General features: G+C 66.1%; 24 protein-coding genes. 7 read left to right on the forward strand and 17 right to left on the reverse strand.

What is annotated here, in order from left to right:
• The first annotated feature begins 4 nt into the window (after positions 1–4).
• The 3 genes from P3H15_RS13120 (at position 5) to P3H15_RS13130 (ending at position 3,217) form a co-directional block, all read left to right on the forward strand.
• A complete protein-coding gene (locus P3H15_RS13120; protein ID WP_276137632.1) occupies positions 5–1,312 on the forward strand; it encodes an MFS transporter in 1,308 nt (435 codons plus the stop codon).
• 31 nt (positions 1,313–1,343) lie between these two features.
• On the forward strand, positions 1,344–2,357 hold the full coding sequence (locus tag P3H15_RS13125; protein WP_276137633.1) for a hypothetical protein: 1,014 nt from the start codon (positions 1,344–1,346) through the stop codon (positions 2,355–2,357).
• A gap of 65 nt (positions 2,358–2,422) precedes the next feature.
• A complete protein-coding gene (locus tag P3H15_RS13130; protein ID WP_276137634.1) occupies positions 2,423–3,217 on the forward strand; it encodes an IclR family transcriptional regulator in 795 nt (264 codons plus the stop codon).
• Between the two features lie 127 nt (positions 3,218–3,344).
• Here P3H15_RS13130 and P3H15_RS13135 read toward each other — a convergent pair whose 3' ends face one another.
• On the reverse strand, positions 3,345–3,866 hold the full coding sequence (locus P3H15_RS13135) for a thioesterase family protein (protein ID WP_276137635.1): 522 nt from the start codon (positions 3,864–3,866) through the stop codon (positions 3,345–3,347).
• 45 nt (positions 3,867–3,911) lie between these two features.
• Between P3H15_RS13135 and P3H15_RS13140 the strand changes: the two genes are divergently transcribed.
• Complete coding sequence (locus P3H15_RS13140) at positions 3,912–4,463, forward strand: TetR/AcrR family transcriptional regulator (RefSeq protein WP_206009138.1); 552 nt, start codon at positions 3,912–3,914, stop codon at positions 4,461–4,463.
• Between the two features lie 64 nt (positions 4,464–4,527).
• Here the strand turns inward: P3H15_RS13140 and P3H15_RS13145 are convergent, their stop codons facing one another.
• From P3H15_RS13145 to P3H15_RS13155, 3 genes are all read right to left on the reverse strand, one after another.
• Positions 4,528–5,544 carry a hypothetical protein gene (locus tag P3H15_RS13145; RefSeq protein ID WP_276137636.1) on the reverse strand — a complete coding sequence of 339 codons (1,017 nt, stop codon included), beginning with the start codon at positions 5,542–5,544 and terminating at the stop codon, positions 4,528–4,530.
• A 28-nt stretch (positions 5,545–5,572) separates the two neighbouring features.
• Positions 5,573–6,871: an MFS transporter gene (locus P3H15_RS13150; protein WP_276137637.1), complete on the reverse strand. Its 1,299-nt coding sequence runs from the start codon at positions 6,869–6,871 to the stop codon at positions 5,573–5,575.
• A 129-nt stretch (positions 6,872–7,000) separates the two neighbouring features.
• The gene (locus P3H15_RS13155; RefSeq protein WP_276137638.1) at positions 7,001–8,242 is read right to left on the reverse strand and encodes an acyl-CoA dehydrogenase family protein; all 1,242 of its coding nucleotides are present in this window, start codon (positions 8,240–8,242) and stop codon (positions 7,001–7,003) included.
• Positions 8,243–8,393: 151 nt separating this feature from the next.
• On the opposite strand from P3H15_RS13155, the gene P3H15_RS13160 reads away from it, so the two are divergent.
• Both P3H15_RS13160 and P3H15_RS13165 read left to right on the forward strand, forming a co-directional pair.
• Positions 8,394–8,846, forward strand: coding sequence for a MaoC family dehydratase (locus tag P3H15_RS13160; RefSeq protein ID WP_276137639.1), 453 nt, complete (start codon positions 8,394–8,396; stop codon positions 8,844–8,846).
• Positions 8,847–8,866: 20 nt separating this feature from the next.
• Positions 8,867–9,895 carry an NADPH:quinone oxidoreductase family protein gene (locus P3H15_RS13165; protein WP_276137640.1) on the forward strand — a complete coding sequence of 343 codons (1,029 nt, stop codon included), beginning with the start codon at positions 8,867–8,869 and terminating at the stop codon, positions 9,893–9,895.
• On the opposite strand, the gene P3H15_RS13170 is transcribed toward P3H15_RS13165, so the two are convergent.
• The gene (locus P3H15_RS13170; RefSeq protein WP_276137641.1) at positions 9,858–10,904 is read right to left on the reverse strand and encodes a phosphotransferase family protein; all 1,047 of its coding nucleotides are present in this window, start codon (positions 10,902–10,904) and stop codon (positions 9,858–9,860) included. The two genes, P3H15_RS13165 and P3H15_RS13170, sit on opposite strands and share 38 nt — an antisense overlap.
• 122 nt (positions 10,905–11,026) lie before the next feature.
• Here P3H15_RS13170 and P3H15_RS13175 point away from each other — a divergent pair, with 122 nt between their 5' ends.
• Entirely contained in the window at positions 11,027–11,824 is a 798-nt protein-coding gene (locus tag P3H15_RS13175) for an SDR family NAD(P)-dependent oxidoreductase (RefSeq protein ID WP_276137642.1), read from the forward strand.
• Between the two features lie 13 nt (positions 11,825–11,837).
• Here P3H15_RS13175 and P3H15_RS13180 read toward each other — a convergent pair whose 3' ends face one another.
• The 12 genes from P3H15_RS13180 to P3H15_RS13235 all read right to left on the reverse strand — a co-directional run bounded on the left by P3H15_RS13180 (position 11,838) and on the right by P3H15_RS13235 (position 22,970).
• The gene (locus P3H15_RS13180) at positions 11,838–12,551 is read right to left on the reverse strand and encodes an SDR family NAD(P)-dependent oxidoreductase (protein ID WP_072937124.1); all 714 of its coding nucleotides are present in this window, start codon (positions 12,549–12,551) and stop codon (positions 11,838–11,840) included.
• Positions 12,548–13,882 carry a CdaR family transcriptional regulator gene (locus P3H15_RS13185; RefSeq protein ID WP_276137643.1) on the reverse strand — a complete coding sequence of 445 codons (1,335 nt, stop codon included), beginning with the start codon at positions 13,880–13,882 and terminating at the stop codon, positions 12,548–12,550. The genes P3H15_RS13180 and P3H15_RS13185 overlap by 4 nt, the downstream gene beginning before the upstream one ends.
• A 7-nt stretch (positions 13,883–13,889) precedes the next feature.
• On the reverse strand, positions 13,890–14,810 hold the full coding sequence (locus P3H15_RS13190) for an LLM class flavin-dependent oxidoreductase (RefSeq protein WP_276137644.1): 921 nt from the start codon (positions 14,808–14,810) through the stop codon (positions 13,890–13,892).
• Between the two features lie 82 nt (positions 14,811–14,892).
• Positions 14,893–15,675 (reverse strand): SDR family NAD(P)-dependent oxidoreductase, encoded by a 783-nt coding sequence (locus P3H15_RS13195; RefSeq protein WP_276137645.1) that lies wholly within the window; start codon positions 15,673–15,675, stop codon positions 14,893–14,895.
• A 45-nt stretch (positions 15,676–15,720) separates the two neighbouring features.
• Positions 15,721–16,056, reverse strand: a complete 336-nt coding sequence (locus P3H15_RS13200) for a non-heme iron oxygenase ferredoxin subunit (protein ID WP_276137646.1) — start codon at positions 16,054–16,056, stop codon at positions 15,721–15,723.
• A 44-nt stretch (positions 16,057–16,100) separates the two neighbouring features.
• The gene (locus P3H15_RS13205) at positions 16,101–16,604 is read right to left on the reverse strand and encodes an aromatic-ring-hydroxylating dioxygenase subunit beta (protein ID WP_276137647.1); all 504 of its coding nucleotides are present in this window, start codon (positions 16,602–16,604) and stop codon (positions 16,101–16,103) included.
• A 50-nt stretch (positions 16,605–16,654) separates the two neighbouring features.
• The gene (locus P3H15_RS13210) at positions 16,655–17,968 is read right to left on the reverse strand and encodes an aromatic ring-hydroxylating dioxygenase subunit alpha (RefSeq protein ID WP_276137648.1); all 1,314 of its coding nucleotides are present in this window, start codon (positions 17,966–17,968) and stop codon (positions 16,655–16,657) included.
• A gap of 46 nt (positions 17,969–18,014) precedes the next feature.
• The gene (locus P3H15_RS13215) at positions 18,015–18,293 is read right to left on the reverse strand and encodes a hypothetical protein (protein WP_124393317.1); all 279 of its coding nucleotides are present in this window, start codon (positions 18,291–18,293) and stop codon (positions 18,015–18,017) included.
• A gap of 11 nt (positions 18,294–18,304) precedes the next feature.
• Positions 18,305–19,501 (reverse strand): NAD(P)/FAD-dependent oxidoreductase, encoded by a 1,197-nt coding sequence (locus P3H15_RS13220; RefSeq protein WP_276137649.1) that lies wholly within the window; start codon positions 19,499–19,501, stop codon positions 18,305–18,307.
• Between the two features lie 94 nt (positions 19,502–19,595).
• Complete coding sequence (locus P3H15_RS13225) at positions 19,596–20,918, reverse strand: MFS transporter (protein ID WP_346348773.1); 1,323 nt, start codon at positions 20,916–20,918, stop codon at positions 19,596–19,598.
• 17 nt (positions 20,919–20,935) lie between these two features.
• The gene (locus tag P3H15_RS13230) at positions 20,936–21,919 is read right to left on the reverse strand and encodes an alpha/beta fold hydrolase (RefSeq protein WP_276137651.1); all 984 of its coding nucleotides are present in this window, start codon (positions 21,917–21,919) and stop codon (positions 20,936–20,938) included.
• Positions 21,903–22,970 (reverse strand): amidohydrolase family protein, encoded by a 1,068-nt coding sequence (locus P3H15_RS13235; protein ID WP_276137652.1) that lies wholly within the window; start codon positions 22,968–22,970, stop codon positions 21,903–21,905. Before P3H15_RS13235 ends, P3H15_RS13230 begins: the two co-directional genes overlap by 17 nt.
• Positions 22,971–23,123: the final 153 nt, after the last annotated feature.

Raw genomic sequence — 23,123 nt, forward strand, 5'->3', positions numbered from 1 at the left:
AAACATGTCATCCGAGGTGATCACCACCGCCCCCGACGGTACGGTCTCGACAGCCGTGCGTCGGCGCGCGATCTCCGCCGCCAGTTTCGGAACCTTTGTCGAGTACTACGATTTCGTCATCTACGGCTACGTGGCGACGTACATCGCGCAAGCCTTCTTTCCCACCGGAAACTCTTTCGTCAGCCTGTTGCTGACCTTCGGTGCCTTTGCCGCCAGCTTCATGGCACGCCCCCTCGGTGCGGTGATCTTCGCGCCGTTGGGTGACCGATACGGCAGGCGAACGGTCCTCTCCGTCGTCATCACCCTGATGACGCTCGCCACGGCGGGCATCGGAGTGCTGCCCACGTACTACCAGATCGGTCTTGCCGCACCGGTTCTCCTGACGGTGCTGCGCCTCGTGCAGGGAGTCTCCGCGGGAGGCGAGTACGGCGGGGCGACGTCGCTCATCGCGGAGTTCGCGCCACCGGCCCGGCGGGGCTTCTTCGTCGGATTCATCTCGCTGACCGTCGGCGGGGCGATGCTGTTCGGATCGGGAACGGCGATGTTGCTGACCCGCACCCTGTCGCCCGAGTCGATGTCGTCGTGGGGTTGGCGGTTGCCGCTGCTGCTGTCGCTGCCACTGGGGCTGATCGGCCTGTACATCCGTTACAGGCTCGAGGAGACCCCGGCGTTCACCGCCCTCTCCCGGGAGGGGCGGGTGCAGAAGTCACCGCTGCTCACGACGCTGCGACGGGACTACCGTTCGGTTCTCATCGGTATCGGCATCGCGGCGACCAACTCGTGCATGATGGCGTTGTACTTCATCTACATGCCGTCCGCGCTGAAGCAGTTCACGGACTTCTCCGCCGCCGATGCACAGTTGATCACGTTTGTCGGTCTGGTGTCGTATTGCGCTGCGGTGCTGCCCTTTGCCCGGCTGTCCGACCGGGTGGGGCGGATCCCGCAGCTGCTCGTCTCGTCGGCCACGTTGATCGTGCTGATCTATCCGTCCCTCGTGATGCTGTCGAGCGGGGTGCTGCCGCTGGCGGTTGCCGCGATGGTGGTCGTCACGCCCGTCGTCGCGGCGAACATCGCGGCGGTGACACCTTTGCTGTCCGAGATGTTCGGGACCGACACCCGTTACACGGGTTTGTCTCTCGGGTGGCAGATGTCGACAACCCTCTTCGCCGGCCCCACCCCCATCATCCTAGCGGCACTCGCCGGATTCGGCGGCTCGACCGTCCCGGCCTTCTATGCGATGGCCGTCGTGGCACTTACCGTGATCGCCGGAATTTTCGCGGCGCGCACGGTTGCACGATCCCGAGCTCACTAGACCGACCACTCAGAACTGAGGAATGAGAACAATGGCATTCGACGCCGAGCATTTCGAGTACCAGAATCCCCCTGAGGCAGATCATTTGTGGGTCGAGACGATCCTGTTTCCGATCGTCATACCGGAGGCGAATCTCTACGCCCTGATCTACACGAATGTGCGCCCCAGTCTCGGGGTGATGTGGAACCAGGTCATGGTCTGCGGTTCGCTCACCGACACGCGCGCGGAACTGTTGCACTACAACGAGAATCCGCATCTCCCCGCGCCGGCATCCTTCACGCGGATCGAATCGCCGATCGGGCTGTCGATCGAGGCCGTGGACGCACCGCGCAAGTTCCGCATCGACTACGTCGCCGACGACGGTACCGAGATCCACGTCGAATGGGTGAATCTCATGGACCCGTTCGACATTCACGATCCGCAGCACAGCCCGCAGGCCGGCGCGGCTCCCGATATCCATGCCGACCTCGAGTCGGGAGAGCGCAAGTCCGTCGGGCACGGGGACGCCACCGGGCGTGCGACCGGGACGATGATCGTTCGCGGCCGCGAGTACGCCGTGGACTCCATCGAGCGGATGGATCGGAGTTGGGGGCCGCGTGACCCGATGAAGGCAGGGAAGCCGAATCACATCGTTTCGGCGACCTTCGGCGAGGACCTCGCCTTCCACATGATCTGTCCCTGGAATCCGGAGGCGGCAAACCCGGACGCATTCCAACTCTCGCACGGGTACGTGATGGACGACGGTGAAGTCTACGGGCTCACCGACGAATTGGAGATGACCAGCACTCATCTGGGAATGGTGTGTACCGGCATCGACATGACGGTCACCGATGTGCGCGGGAAGAAGTTCCGGCTCCAGGCCACGCCCAACGTCGGGGCTCCCTGGATCGCGGCGCCGACCGCTATGGTGCACAACGCCCTGATGCGGTGGACGTGCGAGGGCCGGGACGGGTACGGGGTCGTCATGAGTACTCGGCACCTGTCCGAGTTGAACCGGAACTTCGGTCGGTTCCAGGCCGACACTCGCGGACTTGTCTCCGTCTGAGCGACATGCTGCAACCCCGGGTGCGATCCTGTTCGGATGCTGCGAAGTCGGACTATCATCCCGGTATGAAGACGAGGCCGATCAGTAAGCCGACTTACATGATCGAGTCCGTGCACAACGCGCTTCTGCTGCTGAACGCAGTCCGCGACCACGGCAGCCTCCGATTGAAGGACGCCGCCGAGGAGATCGGCGTGGCGGAGTCGACCGCCCACCGGTTGCTGGCCATGCTGATCTACCACGGCTTCGTCGTGCAGGACGAGTCGCGGAGGTACCTTCCGGGGCCGTCGATCGGGGTCGGACCCACCGGGTCGTCCTGGACCCGGGTGTTCCGCGATGCGTGCCTCGACTCGATGCACGAATTGGCTTCGCTGACGGGGGAGACGGTGAATCTCGTCGTTCGGACCGGCGTCGAGTCCCGGGTGATCGGAGCCGTCGAGTCGGAGAAACTGCTCAGGGTCGGTAATCGGCAGGGTCATGTTCCGCCCGCACGAACGTCGGCCGGCGGCCGGGTGCTGCTCGCGCAACTCGACGACAGTGCGCTCGCGGATCTGTATCGGTCGGAGTATGCGCTCTCGGCCGACCGGCTGTCGCCTGCGGAATTCGCCTTGTTGCAGAGGGAATTGCGGGCTGTGTCCGAGAAAGGGTACGCAACAGCGGTGGATGCGGTCGAGGTCGGCTTGTCCTCCGTGGCGGTCTGTCTACGTAACGGCGACGGTGTCGCTCTGGGCGCCCTGGTCGTGGCGATGCCGACAATCAGGTTTCATGCCAGCCTGGAGTCGGGTCTGGTTGGCCAGATGCGCAGAACAGCAGCGGGAATCGAGTCCCGCATTCGTGACCTGAGGTCGTCCGACGCCACGTGAGTCGGGCCGCGGTGACGGCATCCTGCACTACTTCTCTGCACACGCGCACCTTCTCGGCCTCCGTAGCGAGTGCGGGAACCGAGAAGATGAGCGTCAATGGCTGGTGGGAGTCGTCGGTCCGACGCCGTCACCGCGCGGCCCGGGCGCGGACGCCCATCGCGCCGCACACGGGGGCGGGCCAGTCGACGTCGGTGCCGGCCCGTTCCCGGTCGACGGCGTCCGCGACGTCGGCCGCGAACGGGACCACTCGGCGGCTGGTGAGGTCGACGTGGGTCGCGATAACCTCGAGGGTGCTCGCGAGGCGTTCGGTGGTGTCGTCGACGAGAAACGCCATCGCGTGGACGACCTTGGCCGAGCGTTCGACGATCCGCGCGTGCACCGACACGCGGTCGCCGACGTGGACCTCCGCGTAGTAGCGGATGTGATGCTCTGCGGTGAAGAACCCCTGGCCACGGGTGGTGCGGTAGTCGTCGGTAATGCCCATCCGATCGAACACTTCCGCGATCGCCTGCGCCTCGAGGTCGAAGTAGTGGCGGATGTTCATGTGGCCGTTCTCGTCCTCGTAGGCGGACGGAACGAGCACGGGCCCGCACTCGCGGGGCAGTGCAACCACCTGGAGGTATGAGGGGATTCCGGCTGGTGACGTCATCGGTCCATAATAACGATCGTTAACAACGAGTGCTAGAATGCAGCTGTGGACCGGAACAGGAAGATCCTCGACACCGCCGCAGAGCTGTTCTACGAAAAAGGCTTTCACGGAACGAGTGTCGATGAACTGGGCTCCCGTGCCGGGCTGAGCGGTCCTGCCATCTATCGTCATTTCTCGGGCAAGGACGAGATTCTGGCCACCCTGTTCGACGAGGCGATGGACGAGCTGATCGGCGCCACCGAACCGGTGCACGAGGACGCGGATCTCGATCTCCAGCGGATGATCCGCCACCACGCTCTCTATGCTGCCCGGCACCGCCATCTCGTGAACGTCAGCCAGCGTGAAGACCGGTCGCTGGTCGATCCGTGGCGGAAGGCGATCAACCGCCGGCGCAAGCAGTACGTCCAGGGGTGGGAAGCCGCGGTGGCGCGGTCGATCCCCGCCGCGTCACCGGCGGAGGTTTCCGTGGCCACCCAATCCTGCCTGGGCATGATCTTCTCGATCGCGTACTGGCCCGCCAAGGTGACTCGCACCGCCGGGCTGGCCGATCACATGGTGCGGATGGCGAGCGAGGGCCTGGACGCTTTCCGTCAATAGCGCCTTGTAACAGCACTCTGCCCCTGCACCTGTCGGTAGATGCAGGGGCAGAGTCAGCTTCGGGCTAGGTCGCGATGCTGGAGCGGTACGTGTAGGACGACGACCGCGACAGGGCGAACTCGAAGATTCCGTAGCCGGTCTGCCCGTTCCACTCGAACGTGCAGCACCGGTCGGTCAGGGCCGAGTCGAGGGTCGTCGGACCTACTGATCCGTCGAGCGGATAGACGTCGAACTCCTGGAAGTCGCGGCCGCGGACCTTGCCGTGGTGTCCGCCGTAGCCACCGCCCGCCATGTAGCCACCGCTTGCGGAGGCGTCCGCACTGATGCGGTAGGTCGCGCCGCCGGCCGTCACGACCTCGATCGTCCCCCCGGTGAGGTCGTTGCCCGCGGTGAACACCAGGTCGTGCCGGACGCCGGTGATGTCGTCGAGTCGGCCGTCGTCGTGCATGACGGCGCCTTCCAACAGAATTCGGCCACCTCGACGGTCCTCGACGAGCAGGAATCCGAACGTGCGGTCCGGGAACTGTGCCTGGTACCAGATGTGCAGGCCCTGTCCGCCGGACATGGTGCGTACCCCGCGGGAGCGGTCCCGCAGGCCGTACCACCCGCCGACGTCGGTGGTGGATCCGTCGAGGGTGAGAGTGCCTTCGTAGCGGCCGGGCTGGAAGAGATGGTCGAACGACGTGACGTTTCCGTCGGTGTTCTCCACATCCACCGATCCGAGCCAATACGGTGCCCGGGCGCGCCAGACCAGGTCCAGTTCGAGTCCGGTTTTGTTCTCACCCAGCTGGATTCGCCAGGTCGTGTTGTCCTCGAGCGTCTCCCACTTCAGCGGCCCGACGGAGGCGGCGTCGGTCGCGTCGTGCTCGGTGGAGAAGCGCAGGTTGCGCTGCTCGGTCTCCGTGGTGAGGACGACGAAACCGTCCACGACGTTCCGCGGTGGATAGACCCCGGCGCCGAGGATCACCGACGGCGCGGCGGCGCCGTCCGGATGAAGGTTGAACATGAACCGGTCGAAGAACCTCTCCGGCATGTCAGCAGTGGCCCGGGTTACCAGGGCGTCGTGGAATCCGTCGGTCATGCGTACTCCTTCTGGTCGACGGTGGGTATCAACTGGAGACCGGCGACTTCGGCGCCGATGTCTCGTCGACAGCGTCGACCTCCTTGTGATCGAGGGTAAAGCGGTAGGACCCCATCAGCAGCAGGCAGACGATCCCGACGCCGACCAGCACGATGATCGGCAGCGCTCCGGCGCGGTAGGAACCGGTGGCGCTGTAGACCTGTCCGAGCAGGAAGATGCCGAACGCCGACCCCTGCGCGTAGAGGAAGTAGATGAATCCCAGCACCCGGCCGTAGGAGTGCTTGGGGAAGTATCGGCTCACCATGTAGGCGGCGAGATCACCCTCGGATCCCAGACCGAGACCGATCAGGACGGCGCCGACGAACAGCAGGCCGGTCTGCGACGACGTGATCATCAGGAAGACGCCGACCGCGCACAACGCGAAGATGATCGAGCCGATGGCGGGGGCGTAGAACCGGTCCAACAGGTAGCCGACCAGCAGGCGGGCGGCAACCGACGCCAGGCTGAGGACGGACAGGATCGAGACGGCGGTGCCCTGGCTGATGCCCTTGTCGGTGGTCATGGGCACGATCTGCGACATCAGCCCGAAGGTTGCCGACGACACCAGGAAGATGGCGATGGAGAGCAGCCAGAACTGCCGGTACTTCCGGGCCACGGTGAGAAGCGATTCCCCGGCCATCCGGCCTTGTAGGCGCGCGGCCTTGCGCTCGGCCTCGTGTTCGGCGGGCATGCGGGTGACGAAGGCGTAGACGGCGGCCGGGATGACCGTGCACAGGGCGCCGATGACCAGGAAGGCCAAGCGCCATCCGCCGATGCCGAGCATCCAGTTGGCCAGATACGGCATCAGTACACCGCAGGAGCCGAGGCCGGCCATGAGAATGCCGAGCGCCATGCCGCGCCGGTCCTGGAACCACGCACTCACCACGGTCGAGTGCGCGACCGGGTTCACGGCGCCCGCTCCGGCGCCGATCACCACACAGAGCAGGTAGAAGACGAGTTGATTGTTCGGCAGTGCGGACATCAGCATCAGGCCGATTCCGAACGCCAGCGACATCGGGACCGAGGGGATCTTGGGTCCGTACCGGTCGATGAGGAAGCCCAGGATGACGATGCTGATGCCCACCAGCACCGTTTCGATGGACAGGCCGTTGCTGATGACGCTGCGTTCCCAGCCGAACTCCTGGGTCATGGGCTTGCCCAGGATGTTGAACAGAACGTTGACCGCTGTCGTGCCGAACAGCAGTGTCATGAAACCGGTAACGACATACCACCAGCGGTTCAGATGCCGCGTGGACGCCTGCAACCCAGTCGTGCCGACTGCGCTCATGGAAGCTCCTGTCGATTGATATCGGTAGTCGGGGGCGGCGATGCCGCGCAGGGGATCCACGGTGAGTGGCCTCCGTCACAGATAACACCATATGGACAGGCCAAAGTAAAGGACAGTCCAAAAGGGTGACTAGCGATGGGACGAGAAGTCGAAGATCCTGCTCGCGATGCGGCGCAGCTGCAGCTCGTCCGTGCCCTCGGTGATGCGGTAGCGGCGGTGGTGGCGGTAGATGTGCTCGAACTGCTTGTGGCGGGAGTACCCGACGCCGCCGTGGATCTGGATCGCGCGGTCGGCCGCCCGGCAGGCGAGCTGGTTGCTGCGCAGGTTCACCATCGCCACCTTGTCGGTGACGGCCGTCTTCCCGAGCTCGTCCATCATTGCCGCGGTCTTGTAGATCGTGTTGCGGATCAGTTCCGCATCGGTCTGCAGTTCCACCAGTTGCCACTGGATGCCCTGGTGCTCGTGCAGCGGCTTCCCGAAGACGACCCGCTCCTGCGCGTACTTCACGCTCTCGTCGATGCAGTACTGCGCCGCACCGAGCGACGACGCCGCCTGCCGGATCCGGTTCTCGTGGACGAACAGCTGCGCGCAGTCGAGGCCGCGGCCGACCTCCCCGACCACAGCGCTCGCCGGGACCCACACGTCGTCGAGATGGACCTCGGAGTGATCGCTGGGCATGTTGAACGTCCAGTGGTTGAACGGCACGGAGAAGCCCGGCGCGTCCGTCGGTACCAGGAATGCGGTGATCCCGTCGGCCTTGCCTGCCTGCCCGGACGTGCGGGCGAACACGAGGTCGACCTCGGAGCAGTCGACGAGGCTGTTGAAGCGCTTCGCCCCGTTGATGATCCAGTCGTCGCCGTCACGGCGGGCCGCCGTCTCCAGGTACGTCGCGTCGCTGCCGTGCCCGGGCTCGGTGAGACCGAACGCGATCTCGATGTCGCCGCGGATCAGTGGTTCGAGGTACTGCTCCCGCTGTTCGTCGGTGCCGTATTCGTGCAGCACGAGCGCAAGGGGGAGGTTCGCGACCACCGACGCCTCGTCGGCGTGCGGGAAGTGCAGACCCGAGCCCCGGGTGAGGAGGTGCTCGCGCACGACGGCCATCGCGAGGTTGCTCCCGTCGTTGCCGCCGAGCGCCCGGGGCAACGGGAACCGGAAGAACCCGGCGGCGTCGGATCGGCGCCGCGCCTCGAGCAGCAACTCGCGCCACTCCTGCTTGGGGAATCCGTCCCGTTCCCAGTCGGTGCGGGCGTACTCGCGGCGGTGGTCGAAGAACTGCGGGTGCTTGGCCTCGAGCGGGGTGATCTCGCGATCGATGAACGCGTCGAGGTCGGTGACGAACTGCTGCACATCGTCGGGAATGGTCCAGTCCATGGGGCGTCCTCCGCTTCGGTTTCCTGATGCATCGGACGGTAGGGAGCGGCGGCACCCACGGCCACGAGGCCGCCGCGCCGCACTGTTGATTTCTCCAGTGCCGGATCGACGGTTCCTGTGGTGCGCGCGGTCGCCGTGGTTGCATGCGGCCATGCTGAAGCTGAACGGGATCGACGAGTTGGTCGCGCGGGTCGGCACCGACCTCGGCACGACGGACTGGTACGACGTGACCCAGGACCGCATCACGGCGTTCGCGCACGACACCGAGGACTTCGAGCGGATCCACCTCGACCCCGAGCGGGGCCGGGAGGCCGGATTCGGCGGCACGATCGCCCACGGAATGTACACACTCTCGCTCGGGCCGAAGTTTCTCTACGAGGTCTTCGAGATGAACGGACACTCGCTGGGACTCAACTACGGGTTCGACACGGTGCGGTTCCTGAACCCCGTCCCGGTCGGTTCGCGGATCCGCCTGATGGCGCGACTGCAGGATGCGCGACCGATCGACGGCGGATATCGGTTCACGATCCGGCAGACCTTCCAGATCGAGGGTCACGACAAACCCGCCTGCGTCGCGGACGCGGTCGTGGCCTACTTCCACTAGAACAAAGGAGAGTGACGTCCATGCGCGCAGTCGTCGTCGAGGAACTGACCGGCCCGGAGGCCGCGACGTTGGCAGAGGTACCCGAACCGCACGGCGCCCACCCCCGGGCGGACGGGCAGCGACTGCTCGTCGACGTGCACGCCGCCGGCCTGTCGTTCATCGACCCCCTGCAGACCTGGGGAAAGTACCAGAACGGCGTGCCCACACCGTACGTGTGTGGCAGCGAGTTCGCGGGTGTCGTGGTCGAGGCACCGGGCGGCACCGACCTCCGGCCGGGCGACCGGGTCGGCGGAATCGTGTGGCACGGCGCGCTCGCCGAGCGGGCCCTGGCACTGCCCGAGTACACGGTGAAGATCCCGCCGTCGATGTCGTTCGTCGAAGGCGCGGCGCTCTACATGAACTACTCGACGTCCTGGTACGCGCTGCACCGGGCCCAGGCTCGGCCGGGCGAGTACGTGCTCGTCCACGGCGCGGCGGGTGGGGTGGGCACCGCGGCGCTCGACCTCGCGGACACGTTCGGGGTGAAGGCGATCGCCGTCGTGTCCAGCGACCGGAAGGAGGAGGTCGCGCGCCACCACGGCGCGCACGCGGTGGTGCGGTCGGACGGGCCGTGGCTCGACGAGGTGCGCGATCTCACCGACGGGCGCGGCGTGCACGTTGTGATCGACCCGGTGGGCGGCGACCGGTTCACCGACTCGCTCCGCGCACTGCGCCAGGGCGGGCGACTCGTCGTCGTCGGATTCACCGGCGGCTCGATTCCCACCGTCAAGGTCAACCGCTTGCTCCACCGCAATCTCACCGTCACGGGAATCACCATGGACAACATGGAAACCGAGTATCCCGGGACTTTGCGGATGGTCCGGGACGCCGTCGAGTCACTGGCCGCCGAGGGACGGATACGCCCGTATGTCGGGGCCACGTTCCCGTTCGAACAGACGGCGGCCGCACTGCGTGCGCTCGATGACCGGGCCGCGCTCGGCAAGGTCGTGGTCGAGGTGGTACCCGGCGGTGTTACGCCTGAGGTGCCACCCGTGCGCCGAGGACGGTGAGGCCGCGCTCGACCACCTCGGCGAAGCTCTCCGCGGCGACGACCAGGGCGGGGTCCGGGTCGGGGCGCCTCCGGTTGCGTTTGACGAAGACCGACATCGTCGACGCCGTCTTGTAGTAGCAGTAGGCCAGGAACCAGTCCAGGTCGGGAACCGGACCGTCACGCTCGGCGCGATAGGCCGCGAGGAGTTCGCCGCGCGACGGCATCCCGGTTCCCGCCGCGACGTCGGCCGCCGACCGCGAGCGCCGGAACCGATGTGCCGGGTCGGTGTGCATCAGCAACCACGCCAGATCGGTGCGGGGATCGCCGACCGACCAGATCTCCCAGTCGATGATCGCGGCGAGGTCGTCGCCCGCGAACAGCATGTTCGCGAGTCGGTAGTCGCCGTGCAGCAGGGTGGGAGCGACCGGTGCGGGGATGCGGTCCGCCAGCGCGGCGTGCAGTTCGGCGTGACGAGGTGCGATGTCGTCGTCGACGGTGTCGAGCAGGCGCTGCCAGCGCGCAACTTCCTCCGCGACGGTGACGACCGGTTCGCCCCCGACTCCCAGCGCGACGGGATCGAGGTTCTGCATCCGCGCGAGCATCCCGGCGGCTCGGAGAGCGCGGACGGCAACCGTGTCGGCGGACGGCGGGGAGCCGGCTTCGTCGAGGAGCGGTTCGTAGGACTGCCCGGCGACGAGGGTCATGCCGAAGAACGGTGGCCGTTCGGGTGTTCCGTTCTCCTCGAGAAGGATCGATGGCACCCGGACGCCGGGCGCCGCGCCGAGGAGACGGATGATCCGCGCCTGCCGGAGGACGTCGCGGTTGCGGACCGGTTCCAGTCCGGGGGGTGCCATCTTGAGGACGATGCCCGCGTCGGGCAGGCCGGGGCGGCTGAGCACGGCCCGGTAGGTCAGGCTCGACACCCCACCCGGCAGTGCCGAGGGCGCCGATATCGCGGCTCCCGTCCATCGGCGATCCGCGGCCGCCGTCGCCCGTGTGGTCAGCGTGTTCACGTCGAATTCCGTCACGAATCCACGATCGGTCCGGTCGGCCGGCACCGCAAACACGCGCGTCGCGGTCACTGAAGAAATCCACAGTGGTCCCTCGGTGGTTGCTTCGGATGATCTCCGGTGCGTGGTAGAGCTTGCCTATGACATCGATCAGCGGATATCCGTCCCGGAACGATGCTGGGCTGGAGCGGTTCTCGTTGCACGGCAAGGTCGTGGTGGTGACCGGGGCGTCGTCCGGTCTCGGCGTGGCCTACGCGCTCGCCCTGGCTCGCGCGGGTGCCGACGTCGTCCTCGGGGCGCGGCGTGGCGACAAACTGGCCGACACCGCGGAGCAGGTGCGGAAGTACAACCCCCGCGTGGTGGCGGTGGAGACCGACGTGACGCAGGTGGACCAGTGCGACCGCCTCGTCGAAGCCGCCGTCGAGGCATTCGGGCGGGTGGACGTCCTCGTCAACAACGCGGGCACCGGCGGTGAATACCACCCCGTGACGCAGGACCCGCCCGACCACTTCCGGTCCGTCGTCGACGTCAACCTGCACGGCTCCTACTGGATGATCCAGGCATGCGCGCGGGTGATGGGCCGCGGCAGTTCGATCGTGAACGTCTCCAGCGTCATGGCGCTCACGACGGCGAAGATGCCCGCCGCCGCGTACAGCGCCAGCAAGGCGGCCGTTCTCGGATTGACCCGCGACCTCGCCGCGCAAGTCGGTCCGAGCGGGATTCGGGTCAATGCCATTCTGCCGGGAGTGTTTCCGTCCGAGGCGACGGCGCACTACAGCGAGAACTACAAGCGCAAGATCATCGACGCGCGGATACCACTCGGACGCATCGGTGATCCCGAGGACATCGCCGCGGTGGTGGTGTTCCTGGCGAGCGACGCGTCCGCGTATCTGACCGGGGTGAGTCTGCCCGTCGACGGCGGCGTGCTGGTGAACTGAGCACGCGCGAACGCTATCGGTGCTGCGCCACCGAGGAGGTCACCGTGCGGGTGTTGAGGCCGTCGCCGGCGTCGACGGTGAGGAACTGGCCGGTGACACTGCGGGCGGTGGGGGAGGCGAAGAACGCGACGGCATCCGCGATGTCGGCCGGGTCGACGAATCCGTTGGGCATCGACGCCAGCCACGCGTCCTGGATGTCCTGGGGCATCGACAGAATGCCGGAACTCGCGGTCATCCCGGGCAGGACGGCGTTGGCGGTGATGCCGAGGGCGACGTTCTCGGCAGCAACGGTCTTCACCAGACCGAGCAGGCCGGCCTTCGTGGTGCTGTACGACACCTGGGCCGGCATGCCCTGCGTGCCTGCGGTACTGGAGATGACGACCACGCGGCCGTATTCCCGTTCGCGCATCCCCGGCAGGCACTGCTGCAGCACTCGGAAGGTCCCGGTGAGGTTGACCTCGAGGTCCTTTCGCCACTTGTCGATCGACAGACTGTGTGCGGCGCCGAACATCGTCGTCAGACCCGCATTGGCCACGTAGACGTCGATGTCGTCGAGGGGTGGCAGTTCGTCGGCGGACATGTCGGCCTGGTACGTGCACCCGGGTGCACGGTCGAGCGTGACCACTTCCATCCCGTCGGCTTCCAGCCGGGCGACGATGGCCTTACCGATACCGCCCTCGCGTGCGGCACCGGTTACCAGTGCCTTGCGGCGGTGCGGGTCGGTCATGCGGATCTCCGTTCGTCGGGCAGTGCATCGATGCGTCCGGTGTCATCGCATTCCGCTTCGGCGCAGCGGTTTTCGATGTGAAAGGCCGGATGATCGCGAAGTCGGAGGACGAGAAGCGCAGTATGGATGCTCAATTGATGAGACGCGTCACCGGTGACGTCGAGGCCGGTGAGGGCCTGCACTCGCGACAACCGGAGGCGCACCGTGTTCTCGTGGACACCCAGACGCGTGGCGGTGCGGCGCATGCCGCGATTCTGCTCGAACCAGACTGCCAGGGTGCGAATCAGTTCGGTCGACGTCGCGTCGTCATCGAGGAGGGGGCCGAGCATGTCGTCGATGTAGTGCCGGATGGCGGAGATCTCGCCGTTCGCGAGGAAGAGTCGGGCCGGTCCCAGATCGTCGACGGCGAGAACACGATGTCCCGTTCCGTGGGTGAAACGGTCGATGCAGCGCACCACCTCCCGTGCCTCGCGGTAGGCGCGGGTGAACGAATCGGGTTCGTACACGGACGACACCCCGGCGATCAGACCTACCGTCGGGCTCAGTTCGGCGGCCGCCGCCTCGAGGGTCGCGGTGATGCGCCGGACGACGGTCGGGGACGCGACGTGCTCCGGTGCCTCGATGAGCAGGAGGATTCCCTCCGAGCCGCGAGTCGACAACACCTCCATGCCGAGAGCACGCTCGGTGTGCTCGGCGAGGGAGCGGTCGAGATCCTCGGGCGCGCCGTCGGATTCGCGGACGTACACCAGGGCGCGGTGGGCGTGGACGTTCACGCCGAGGTATTCGGCACCGGCCGCGAGATCGGCCCAGGCGCCGGAGCCGCGAACGAGTTGGCGGGCGAGTGCGGACCGCGCATTCCAGGCCACCCGGGTGATGCGACGCTGAGTGAGGAACTGCGCGCCGATGCGGCGGGCACAGCGGAGGGTCACGTACTCGTCCGTGGGATGGAACGGCGTCGGCTGTTCGTCGACGACGAGCCATCCGAGGTGTTCGCCGCGTTCGACGATCGCGCTGAGGATCTTGCGCCGCGACAACCCGGTGCCGAGTTCGGCGGGCAACAGCACGGGTTCCGCGCTGGTCGGGGTGATCGCGTGCTCGCGCACAATCTCGCGCAGTGGTGGGAACGTCGTCTGCCTGCCGGCATCGGGCCGGGAGGACGCGACGACGTGTCCCTGGCGGTCGAAGAGGGTGACGGCTTTGCCGGTGGCCTCCGAACAGACCCGGACGATCGCGGACAGGCAGTCGACGGCCACCGCGGCGTCGTCGAGAAGCTCGTCCAACGCGCCGAGCGGAAGCTGCCTACGGTCGGTGCGCTCGTCGGAGGTGGACATCACACGGTCAGCGGTGATGGGTGAGCAGAAGTGTGCGGACTGACGCCGCGTGCTCGATGGCCGCCTCCATCGACGTCGTCGCCGGCACCAGAGTGATGTTGTCCGCACCTGCCTCGACGAACGAGTTCAGCCACTCGGCCACCTGCTCGGGTGTTCCGGCCGGCGCCAGATGGCGGAACTTGTCGCGCGGCAACTGATACAACGCCTGCATCTTCTCGCCGACGAGCCGGTCCGCGACGGCGGCATCCTTGTCGAGCCCGCACCAGACGTTGACGCCGAACGAGTCGGGTGCCCGGTCTTCCTTCGCTGCCGCATCGAGAATGGCGGCACGGGTCTCGGCGAACCGTCGTGGAGTGCAGAAGATGCCGAGCCAGCCGTCGCCGTAGCGGGCGGTGCGGCGGATGGCGGATTCGCCGCGGCCACCGATCAGAATCGGCACCGCCGGCTGCGGCGCAGGCAGGATGCGTGCCCGGTCGAGGGTGAAGAACTCACCGTGATGCGTCACTTCCTCGCCGGTGAGGACGGCGCGCAGCACCTCGAGGGTCTCGTCGAGGCGACGGCCGCGGGTGCTGGGGTCGACCCCGCTGTTCGAGATCTCGGAGCGGTCCTCACCGCCGACGCCGGCGCCGAGGACCAGCCGGCCGGGTGCGATCTGCGACAGCGTCGCGATCTGGCGGGCGGCGAGCATCGGGTGCCGCAGTCCGAGCAGATAGACGCCGATGATCACCGACAACGTGTCGTGGCTGGACAGGACGGACGTGGCCGAGACCATGCCGTCGAACCCGGTTCCGCCGTGGAAGCTGATGTGGTCGCCGACGGTGATGTGGTCGAGACCCGCCTCCGCCGCGGAATCGAGGAGCAGTCGCCGATCGGCGGGTTTCGGGACGAGGAGTGCATCGGTGACCGACAATCCCACTCTGATCGACACGCTGATCTCCTTTCATGCGAATGGACTGACCATAAACTTATCGGCGGCCCGATGGCAAGGGCGGGTTGGGTCAACTGGTTGGTCAGAGCATCGAACTGCCACCGTTCACGCTGATCACCTGACCGGTGACGTAGGACGCCTCCTCCGAGGCGACGAAGGCAACGGCGGCCGCGACTTCCTCGACGGTCCCGGGGCGGTTCATCGGTATGAGGTTGCGCATCTGGGCGCCGAAGACCGCCATGTCCTCCTTCGCCTCGGGGGTTGCGGACGCCAACTTCGCGACCGCCTCCGGTGTCTCGATCCACGCGGGGGCGACCGTGTTCACGGTGATGCCGGAATGCGCGAACTCTCGCGCGAGTCCGGTCCCGAACGCATGGACCCCACCTTTGGCGGCGTTGTAGATCGCGTGCCGGTACAGACCGTTGCGCACAGATTCCGCTCCTATGTGCACGATCCGTCCGTAACCGGCGTCCACCATGTGGGGCAGCGCCTCGAGTGTGGTGTACAGGGTCGTCCACAGGTTGCGGTCGACGGTGGCCCGCAGTGTTTCCTCGGTGTGGTCGAACGTGGGAAGGATGACGCCACCGCCCGCGCAGTTCACCAGCACGTCTACCGCGCCGCGCTCCGCGACGGTTCGTCGGATGAGGTCGGCGGCGTCCTCACGTTGTGAGAGGTCTCCGACGATGGTAGTCACCGACGCCGCGTTGCCGGGGCGAAGGTGCTCGGCCACCGCCTCCACCGCATCGGCACTGATGTCTCCGAGGACGAGGTCCGCCCCCTCGTCGGCGAGTCGCACGGCGATGGCGCGGCCGATGCCGCTGCCGGCCCCGGTGACAACCGCGGTCCGGCCTTTGAATCTGTTCATGTGGTGCTACTACCTTCCGCTGGAATATGTTGGACGCGAGAGTGTTCAGTCTTCGTTCGGTGCGATGTACACCCGGCCGCCGGTCACCACCGTGCGGTACTTCTTCAACGCCAGCACCGCGGGAAAGCACAACGGTGCTCCGGTGCGGACGTCGAAGCGGGCCATGTGAAGCGTGCAGAGCACCTCGTGTCCCTCGAGTTCGCCCTCCTCGCCGAGCGACCATTTCTCGTGACTGCAGGAGTCGGAGGTGGCGTAGAACTCGCCGTCGACGCGATAGACGGCGATCCCGCCTTCGGCCTCCAAGCGTAGGGTTTCACCGTCGGCCAGATCTTCCTCGTTGCACGCGAAGGTCAGTGCTGCGGTTGATATTTCCGGTGCCATGATCGGCCCTCTCGTGATGCGCGGATACGGTGCGCGGTGACAGTTCAGATGATGAAACTGATCTTGCCCTGGGGATCGAGCATGTCGTGAGCGAGAACGGCCCGCTTCCGGCGGATCAGGAAGGAGGAACCTCGAGGTGCCAGGTCGTAGTCGTAGCGGCCGACGTATGTGTCGAACTTGCCGGCTTTCGCTCGGTTGATGATGAAATTGGCTGTGACGAAGATCGACTCGCCGGTTTGGTCCAGGATTCGCACGTTGCCGACGATCCGGCTGGTCTGTGAATGGGGAAACTCGGCATGCGCCTCCGGCTTCTTGAGGCGAATCACCCTCTGCTCGAGCATGGTGCGGCCGTCGTGGATGAGTGACCACGTGAGTCCGGGGTCCGCGTCCGGCCGGTCCGTGGCGGGCACTTCGTACGTGCAATCGAGTGTGAACAGGTCGAGCCACTCCTCGAGTCGCCATTCATCGATCAATCCGGCTTCGTGGAACAGGAATTCCTCGACGGCGTTACGCGTCGTGATGGTGGGTGTCTCTGACACGGAAGTCATGGGGGTGTCCTTCTGAGGTGACTGGCGGATGGGAGGCTTATCGAACGAGGTCAGGCATCGGCAGCCTGCTTGTCGAAGGGAACGAAGGACGTGCCTTCGGTGGGGAGTTGCTGTCCGGTGATGCGCCGGTTCCATTCCCGCCACCAGGACCGCATCTGCAGTTCGTCGTTGGCCGCCGGCACGGGCTTGCCCATTCCCTTCGACACGTCGGACCAGCCGACCTCGCCGCGTGCGCCGAACCCCTTCTGCGCCTGTTCGAGGGCCTCGACGTCGTCGGGGGTCGCGAGACCCGCCGGTCCCCAGAAGGTGAGTGCATTGTTGATGCGGTATCTGACGAACTCCTCGTCGACACCCTTGGGGATGATCTGCCAGCCGGTGACGAGTGTCTCCGATGAACTCACCGGGTAGAACGTGCGCAGCGTCAAACCGAAGCTGAGATCGATCAGGATGAGGCTGGGGAAGAACACCGAATTTCGCGCCAAGCCGAACATCGCGTTGGCATAGTTCTCACCGAAGGACTGTTCAGCCTGCGACCGCAGGTCGGCGAGGGTCCGCTTGACGCTGTCGGTGGCCAGGGGTAGTCCGTTGGCCGGATACATCAATGTTGCGTGCCCGTTGGGGAATTCGGTACCCATACCGGCCGGCGCCACACCGTTGACGGTCTCCTTGCCCAGCATCGGTGGTGTGGCACCGAGTTCCATCATCATTTCGAAGTAGGTGTGGTGAACGGACTTGGCGTGATACCCGTCGATACTGTTCTCGACGAGGAGCTTCCAGTTGGCTTTGAGCGAGTACTTGTGGGTTCCCTCCAGGATCGCGACGCCTTCGGGGGACTGATCGGCTGCCAGATCGATGAAATAGCGGGCGTCGCCGAGGTACGTCAGCAGATCAGGCGCGTCGGGATCGAAGTTCACGAAGTAGAGCCCCCGGTAGGAGTCCACCTGCGCCGGAGACTGCAAACCTTTGTACACGGCCGCCGGCTCGCTCTTGTAGTCCTCGTTGCCGGGCACATTGACCAACTCGCCCGAGTTCCGGTACGCCCAGCCGTGGTAGAAGCAGGTGAAGATCTTCGCACTGCCGGAGCTGTGCCGGCAGACGGAGGACCCGCGGTGCAGACAGGTGTTGAGCAGCACTCGGACGTCACCGTGGCGGTCGCGGTTGAAGATCACCGGTCGGCCGCCGACGTCCCGGGTCTGGAAGTCGTTCTTGCCGGGAATCTCGGACTCGTGTCCTACGTACAGCCACGTCTTGTCGAAGATCTCTTTGCGCTCGCGCTGCAACACGTCCTCGGAAGTGAAGGCTTCACGGTTGACCCGGAAAAGGTTGTTCTCGCGGTCGTCGATGATGAATTGCTCTGCGGTCATGGGGCTGATCCGTTCTGGTGAGTGCGGGCCGCGCCGGCGGCATGTGTTAGTGGTGGTCGGCGACGCTGGGATCGGTCGTGGTGAGGTCCCGGAAGAGCCAACTGTCGGGATCGGAGCCGGTGGCCGGGACGACCAGCACGGCCGTGGGGCCGATTGCCATCCAGTTCCGTCCGTCATCGTCCGGCTCGGCGGGCAGGATCTCTACTGTGGTGAAGACTTCGTTGCTGAGGTCGTGCGTCCCGATGATCACGTTGACCTTGCAGCCCTCGGTTTCGATGTGGAGGATCTTGTCCGGACCCCCCTTGAAATGCTGGATCTGACGCATGGGTGCCTTCCTTATCGGGCCGGTGTCGGTTCGCCGACGAGGCCCGCGAGACTCCCGCCGCGACGGTGGTTCTTGCGGAACGCAGCGACTGCTCTGGGGTCGTTGACGCTGACCTGGGCGATCGGGTGGTGGTCGGTGTCGGTGTAGACCGCACGGAAGCGGCCCTCCGCGATCGCCCCCTCGCGATGGGCGAGTTCACCGAGCGAGGGCCTCCCGACTATCTGGATCCGGGAGCCGTACTGGTCCGACCACACGTACGGAAGCTGCGGTGCAGGGGGTTCGGCACCGGTCACGATCGCGGCGACCGCATCGGCCTGTTCGCCGGCGTTGGTCCAGTGCTCGATGCGCGCCCGGACTCCCAGCAGCGGATGTCGACGCAGGGCGAGGTCGCCGATGGCAAAGATCGACGGGAATCCCTCCACCTCGAAGGCGTCGCTGCAGTGCACCCCGCCGTCGATGGGAAGCCCACTGTCCTCGAGCCACTGAGTGTTGGGTACTGCGCCGACGCCGACGACGACGAGATCCGCCGGTACCTCGCTTCCGTCGGCAAGGACGACGCCCTCGACGTGCTCACTGCCCCGGAAACACTCCACCCGCGCTCCGGTGATGAGCTGGGCACCGCCGAGTGCGTGGATCGACGCGATCTCGCGTCCGACCTCGTCGCCGAGAACCTGACTCATCGGGATCTCGAGTGCCTCGATCAGGGTGACGTCGAGGCCGCGCCCCCGCGCCGCGGACGCAAATTCGGCGCCGATGAAGCCTGCGCCAACCACAGCCACCCGAGGTCTGCCGGTGAGAGCTTCTCGCAGAGCCGTAGCGTCGTCGAGCGTTCGCAGCGTGTGAACCCCCGCCGGCACCGCACGAATGGGGAGAGTGCGTGCGTGAGCGCCGGTAGCGATCACCAACTGCTCGTACGAGAACTGCTCACCGGTGTGGGTGACCACCACCCGCCGTACCGGGTCCAGAGCGGTGGCTCGCACGCCCAGCCGGACGTCGAGGGCGAACTCCGTTGCGAGCTCCGGTGTGAGGAGCCGCGGAACATCCGGGACGTGCTCCTCGGCCAGGAGGTCCTTGGACAGAGGGGGTTTGTCGTACGGCCAGTGCTCCTCGCTCTCCAGGAGCACGATGTGCCCGGCGAAACCGCGCTGCCGCAATGCGATTGCTGTTCTGGTGCCTGCAACCGAGGCGCCGACGATCAGGAAGGACATAGTCGAAACGTAGCCACGTATCACGCCCGGGTGGTGTGCAGTTCCGGCCGCTGGAACCGCGACTTGGTGACGAGTCGGCGAGCATGGTGCCCGGCTAGCGTCGACTGACGCGCGTCCGCGACAGGATCCGCAGAATGACGGCACCTGCGACGTTGGCGGCGACGGCTGCCGACGCCACGCCCAGCAATGTTGCAGGCGTGCCGATCGCATAGGAACTGTGCAGCCAGGCGATCGCCGTCGGCAGTCCGAACCCCAGGTAACCCAGGCAGTAGACCCGGCCGGTCATCGTCCCCAGCCGGCCGGGCGGGGCCAATTGCTCGCAGTCACGCAAGCACCCGACCAACGTCAACCCGTATCCGATGCCCAGCACGGATGCCGCGACCACGACCAGCCAGATCGACGCGGTTGCGGCGGCAACGGCGGCGGCGAGCGTGCCGGTCACGAAGAGTGTCAGTCCGATCCTGCGGGCCGGGCCCGATCGTCCCGCCGTGCGCCCGACGAGTCGCTGCGCGACGAAGCCCAGTCCCAAACTCAGTAGACACAGCAGTCCGGAGAACGCCGTGTCGAAGCCTTCCAGCTGAGGCGCCACGATGGGCGGGAGCACCGCGTAGGCGATGCCGAGGGCGCCGAAGATCCACGGTGCCGCGGGTATCACCAGGAGGTGGAATGCGCGGGGGAGTGGTATTCGATTCCTCTCCAACGGTTCTGGCCGAGCCCGCACCGTGCTGTTCGTCGGCGATCGCGCGATCAGCACGGCTACTGCTGCGCAGAGCATCCCGTGCAGCAGAAAAGGCGCGGCGGTAGGTGCGGGAGCCCACTGAGCGAGGGCGCCCGCGGCACCTGCACCCATCGCGAAGCCGCTCGTCAGGCTCATCGCCGAGGCTCGTGGAGCACTGCCGGGCGTCGTGGTCAGCGAGTCGAGCGCCAGCCCGCCGACCACCATTCCGATCCCCAGAGCCATGCCGGTCGACATTCGCCCGGCGAACATCACTGCGGGGTAGTGTGACCCGGCCGCGACCAGGATCGAACCCAGCGCACTGACGGGTACGGCGAGAACGAGGGGAGTCCGGGTGCCCCAGCGGGCCGCCAGCCGATGCGCGAGGAGGAGCGAGGGGATCAGGCCGATGACATACGCGAACAGCAGTGTGTTCACGGCGAGTTCGCTGAACCCGCGTTCCGCCCGGTACATGGTCAGTAGCGGAGTGAACTGATTGCCGCCCCACGCGACCACGAACATTGCCGCACAGAGTGAAAACCAGTTCCGGTCGCGATGCCCGGCTCGCAGCGATCTTGCCGGAGCAGATGGTGAGATTTCGGCCGGCACGGACTGCGGTCGGGGCATCGGACACTTCCTGGATTGGCGGAGGCGGAAACAACCGATGGCCGACGCCGGATCGTGGATTCCGGCGTCGGCCATCGGTTGTCATCGGAGAATCAAGCAGAGACCAGGGAGCGATCGATCAGTGGCAGTTCGGGGCGGCGATCGGAGACGCCGGCGGCGTCGGCGAGATCTCCGGAAACCCTCCCGTCGCGGAAGAATTCGAGGAAGACCGGGTTGAACAGGTCCGGTCGGTCGGTCTGGCCCTGGTGACCACACTCGTCGGGATAGAAGAACTGAACGTTGGGCAGGTGGTCTTCCTGGACGTACCCCCACTCGACCGGCGTCAGGATGTCCTGGCGTCCGTAGAGGTAGAGCCCCGGAGTGCTCAACCGGTCGAGGCGCCCCTTGGTGACCAGACGAGCGGCGCGATTCTCGTCCGTCCAGTCCGTGATCCGCCGGTACTGCAGAAGAGTGGGCCAGAACTTCGCGTGCGCGTCCATCCGGTCTCTCGCGGAGAGGTAGCGCATGTCGATCAGATCTTCACTGATGGCCTCACCGCGATGGATGATCGCCTCCATCATTGTGCGCATTCCCTCGCGTGTGCCGTCGTAGGCGGTGAGACGGAACTCGCCCGCCGGCGGGGTCAAGTGCGCCGGAACGACATCGCCGACATCTCCCGCGATCAGAATGAAGCTCTTGACCTTGTCCGGGTGTGCAACCGTGTAATTGACCGTGTTCATGCAGCCCATGGAGTTGCCTGCGAGGTGGAACTCGTCGAGGCACAGTGCGGTGGCGAACTGGTCGATGAAGTCGACGAAGGACTCCATGCCGTCCGGCCAATACTCCTCACGGGTGTCCGACAGGCCGAATCCGGGCATGTCGGGGCAATAGACGCGGAAACCGTTCTCGCCGAGGTACGGGGCCATGAAGCGCCATCCCGCAAGGCCTGAAGAGCCGGGCAATCCGCCGTGGAGCAGGATGACGGCGGGGCCCGACGTGCCGGCGGTCATGTAGTGGGCGCGGGCGCCGTTGGCCAGTCGGACCCAACGGCTGGCCAAGCCGGGAACGTCGACGAGATTTTCAGCAGTGAGTGCCATGGTGATCTTCCTTTATCGGTGTGAAGTGGTCGGTGACGAGTGCGCCGGATGGCAGCCCGAGAAATTCGAGTGCATTCTCGCGGAGGATTCTCGGCACGGTGCCGGGCGGCAAATGCTGTGCCACAGAGTTCAAGTCCGCCAGTCCATCTCCAGGTTGTCCCGGAATGAAGGGGTGGTCACTGCCGAGCAGGATCTGGTTCGGGCCGAAGCGGTGTACCAACGCAGGCAGGAGCCCCGGGTCGAAGACCAATGTGTCTGCGTAGAGGCGTGATACGAGGCGATCCAGATCGTCTGGGACGTGTGTGGCGGCCAAGTGGGCGCCGAGGCGAAGTCTCGGGTATGCCCAGGGGAAGGTGCCGCACCCGTGGACCATGGCGATGCGTAGTCGTCGATGGCGGTCCAGTACCCCGCCGAAGACAAGCGCGGTAGCCGCCAATGCGGTATCCGAGGGCATCCCCAGTCCGAAGTCGTAAGTGAACCCCGAACGGCGCACCGCGCCACCGCCGCCGTCGACGGGATGGACCATTACCGCGAGTCCGAGACCGTCGACCGCGTCGAAGAAGTACTCGAGTGCCGGGTCGTCCAATTCCATCCCGTTGATCCGGGTGCCGATCTCGATCGCCCGCAGTCCCAGAGCTGTGGACAGGTAGTGAAGTTCGGATAGGCAGTCCCGAGGAGACAAGAGGGGAACTGTTCCGATTCCGATGAGCCTGCCATCGCCGTCTTCCACTGCGCGGGCGATGGACTCGTTGATCCATCGGCAGTACGCGGCGAAGGGTGCCGGCGCGGCGCCGTACTCCAGGGTGACCGGAACAGGAGAAATCGCCTGAACCCCGACGCCCGCGCGATCCATGTCCGCCAAGCGCGCCGGCACATCCCAGAGAGCGCGCCGGACGGCGCGGAAGTCTTCGGATCCGCGGACGAGCCGTCCCTCCGAGGGAGAATCGAGCACCAATCGGGGTGCTCGCGGAAAACCTGCGATGACGTCGGCAGGGGGTGCGTCCCGGGGGAAGTAGTGCGCATGCACATCGATGGTGCCGGGTGGAACCACGAGGGTCTCCTTTCGCGCGCATCCATGGCTTGTTCCGTCCGGCCTGCCCGCGTCGTCGGGTCAGCCGGACGGAGGGAACGTTAGGGGCTCGGTGCGGCTGCGGCCGCTGTTGTTCCGGGGGCTGGAACCGGTCGGCGGCCACGTACCCTGAAT

Source organism: Rhodococcus sp. T2V, assembly GCF_029269925.1.
Lineage (GTDB): Bacteria > Actinomycetota > Actinomycetes > Mycobacteriales > Mycobacteriaceae > Rhodococcus_F > Rhodococcus_F koreensis.

Bases quoted from the DNA above. Each gene is read 5' to 3' on its own strand.
- P3H15_RS13120 (WP_276137632.1), top strand. From the start codon at position 5: ATGTCATCCGAGGTGATCACCACCGCCCCCGACGGTACGGTCTCGACA.
- P3H15_RS13125 (WP_276137633.1), top strand. From the start codon at position 1,344: ATGGCATTCGACGCCGAGCATTTCGAGTACCAGAATCCCCCTGAGGCA.
- P3H15_RS13130 (WP_276137634.1), top strand. From the start codon at position 2,423: ATGAAGACGAGGCCGATCAGTAAGCCGACTTACATGATCGAGTCCGTG.
- P3H15_RS13135 (WP_276137635.1), bottom strand. From the start codon at position 3,866: ATGACGTCACCAGCCGGAATCCCCTCATACCTCCAGGTGGTTGCACTG.
- P3H15_RS13145 (WP_276137636.1), bottom strand. From the start codon at position 5,544: ATGACCGACGGATTCCACGACGCCCTGGTAACCCGGGCCACTGCTGAC.
- P3H15_RS13150 (WP_276137637.1), bottom strand. From the start codon at position 6,871: ATGAGCGCAGTCGGCACGACTGGGTTGCAGGCGTCCACGCGGCATCTG.
- P3H15_RS13155 (WP_276137638.1), bottom strand. From the start codon at position 8,242: ATGGACTGGACCATTCCCGACGATGTGCAGCAGTTCGTCACCGACCTC.
- P3H15_RS13160 (WP_276137639.1), top strand. From the start codon at position 8,394: ATGCTGAAGCTGAACGGGATCGACGAGTTGGTCGCGCGGGTCGGCACC.
- P3H15_RS13165 (WP_276137640.1), top strand. From the start codon at position 8,867: ATGCGCGCAGTCGTCGTCGAGGAACTGACCGGCCCGGAGGCCGCGACG.
- P3H15_RS13175 (WP_276137642.1), top strand. From the start codon at position 11,027: ATGACATCGATCAGCGGATATCCGTCCCGGAACGATGCTGGGCTGGAG.
- P3H15_RS13180 (WP_072937124.1), bottom strand. From the start codon at position 12,551: ATGACCGACCCGCACCGCCGCAAGGCACTGGTAACCGGTGCCGCACGC.
- P3H15_RS13185 (WP_276137643.1), bottom strand. From the start codon at position 13,882: ATGTCCACCTCCGACGAGCGCACCGACCGTAGGCAGCTTCCGCTCGGC.
- P3H15_RS13195 (WP_276137645.1), bottom strand. From the start codon at position 15,675: ATGAACAGATTCAAAGGCCGGACCGCGGTTGTCACCGGGGCCGGCAGC.
- P3H15_RS13200 (WP_276137646.1), bottom strand. From the start codon at position 16,056: ATGGCACCGGAAATATCAACCGCAGCACTGACCTTCGCGTGCAACGAG.
- P3H15_RS13205 (WP_276137647.1), bottom strand. From the start codon at position 16,604: ATGACTTCCGTGTCAGAGACACCCACCATCACGACGCGTAACGCCGTC.
- P3H15_RS13210 (WP_276137648.1), bottom strand. From the start codon at position 17,968: ATGACCGCAGAGCAATTCATCATCGACGACCGCGAGAACAACCTTTTC.
- P3H15_RS13215 (WP_124393317.1), bottom strand. From the start codon at position 18,293: ATGCGTCAGATCCAGCATTTCAAGGGGGGTCCGGACAAGATCCTCCAC.
- P3H15_RS13220 (WP_276137649.1), bottom strand. From the start codon at position 19,501: ATGTCCTTCCTGATCGTCGGCGCCTCGGTTGCAGGCACCAGAACAGCA.
- P3H15_RS13225 (WP_346348773.1), bottom strand. From the start codon at position 20,918: ATGGCCGACGCCGGAATCCACGATCCGGCGTCGGCCATCGGTTGTTTC.
- P3H15_RS13230 (WP_276137651.1), bottom strand. From the start codon at position 21,919: ATGGCACTCACTGCTGAAAATCTCGTCGACGTTCCCGGCTTGGCCAGC.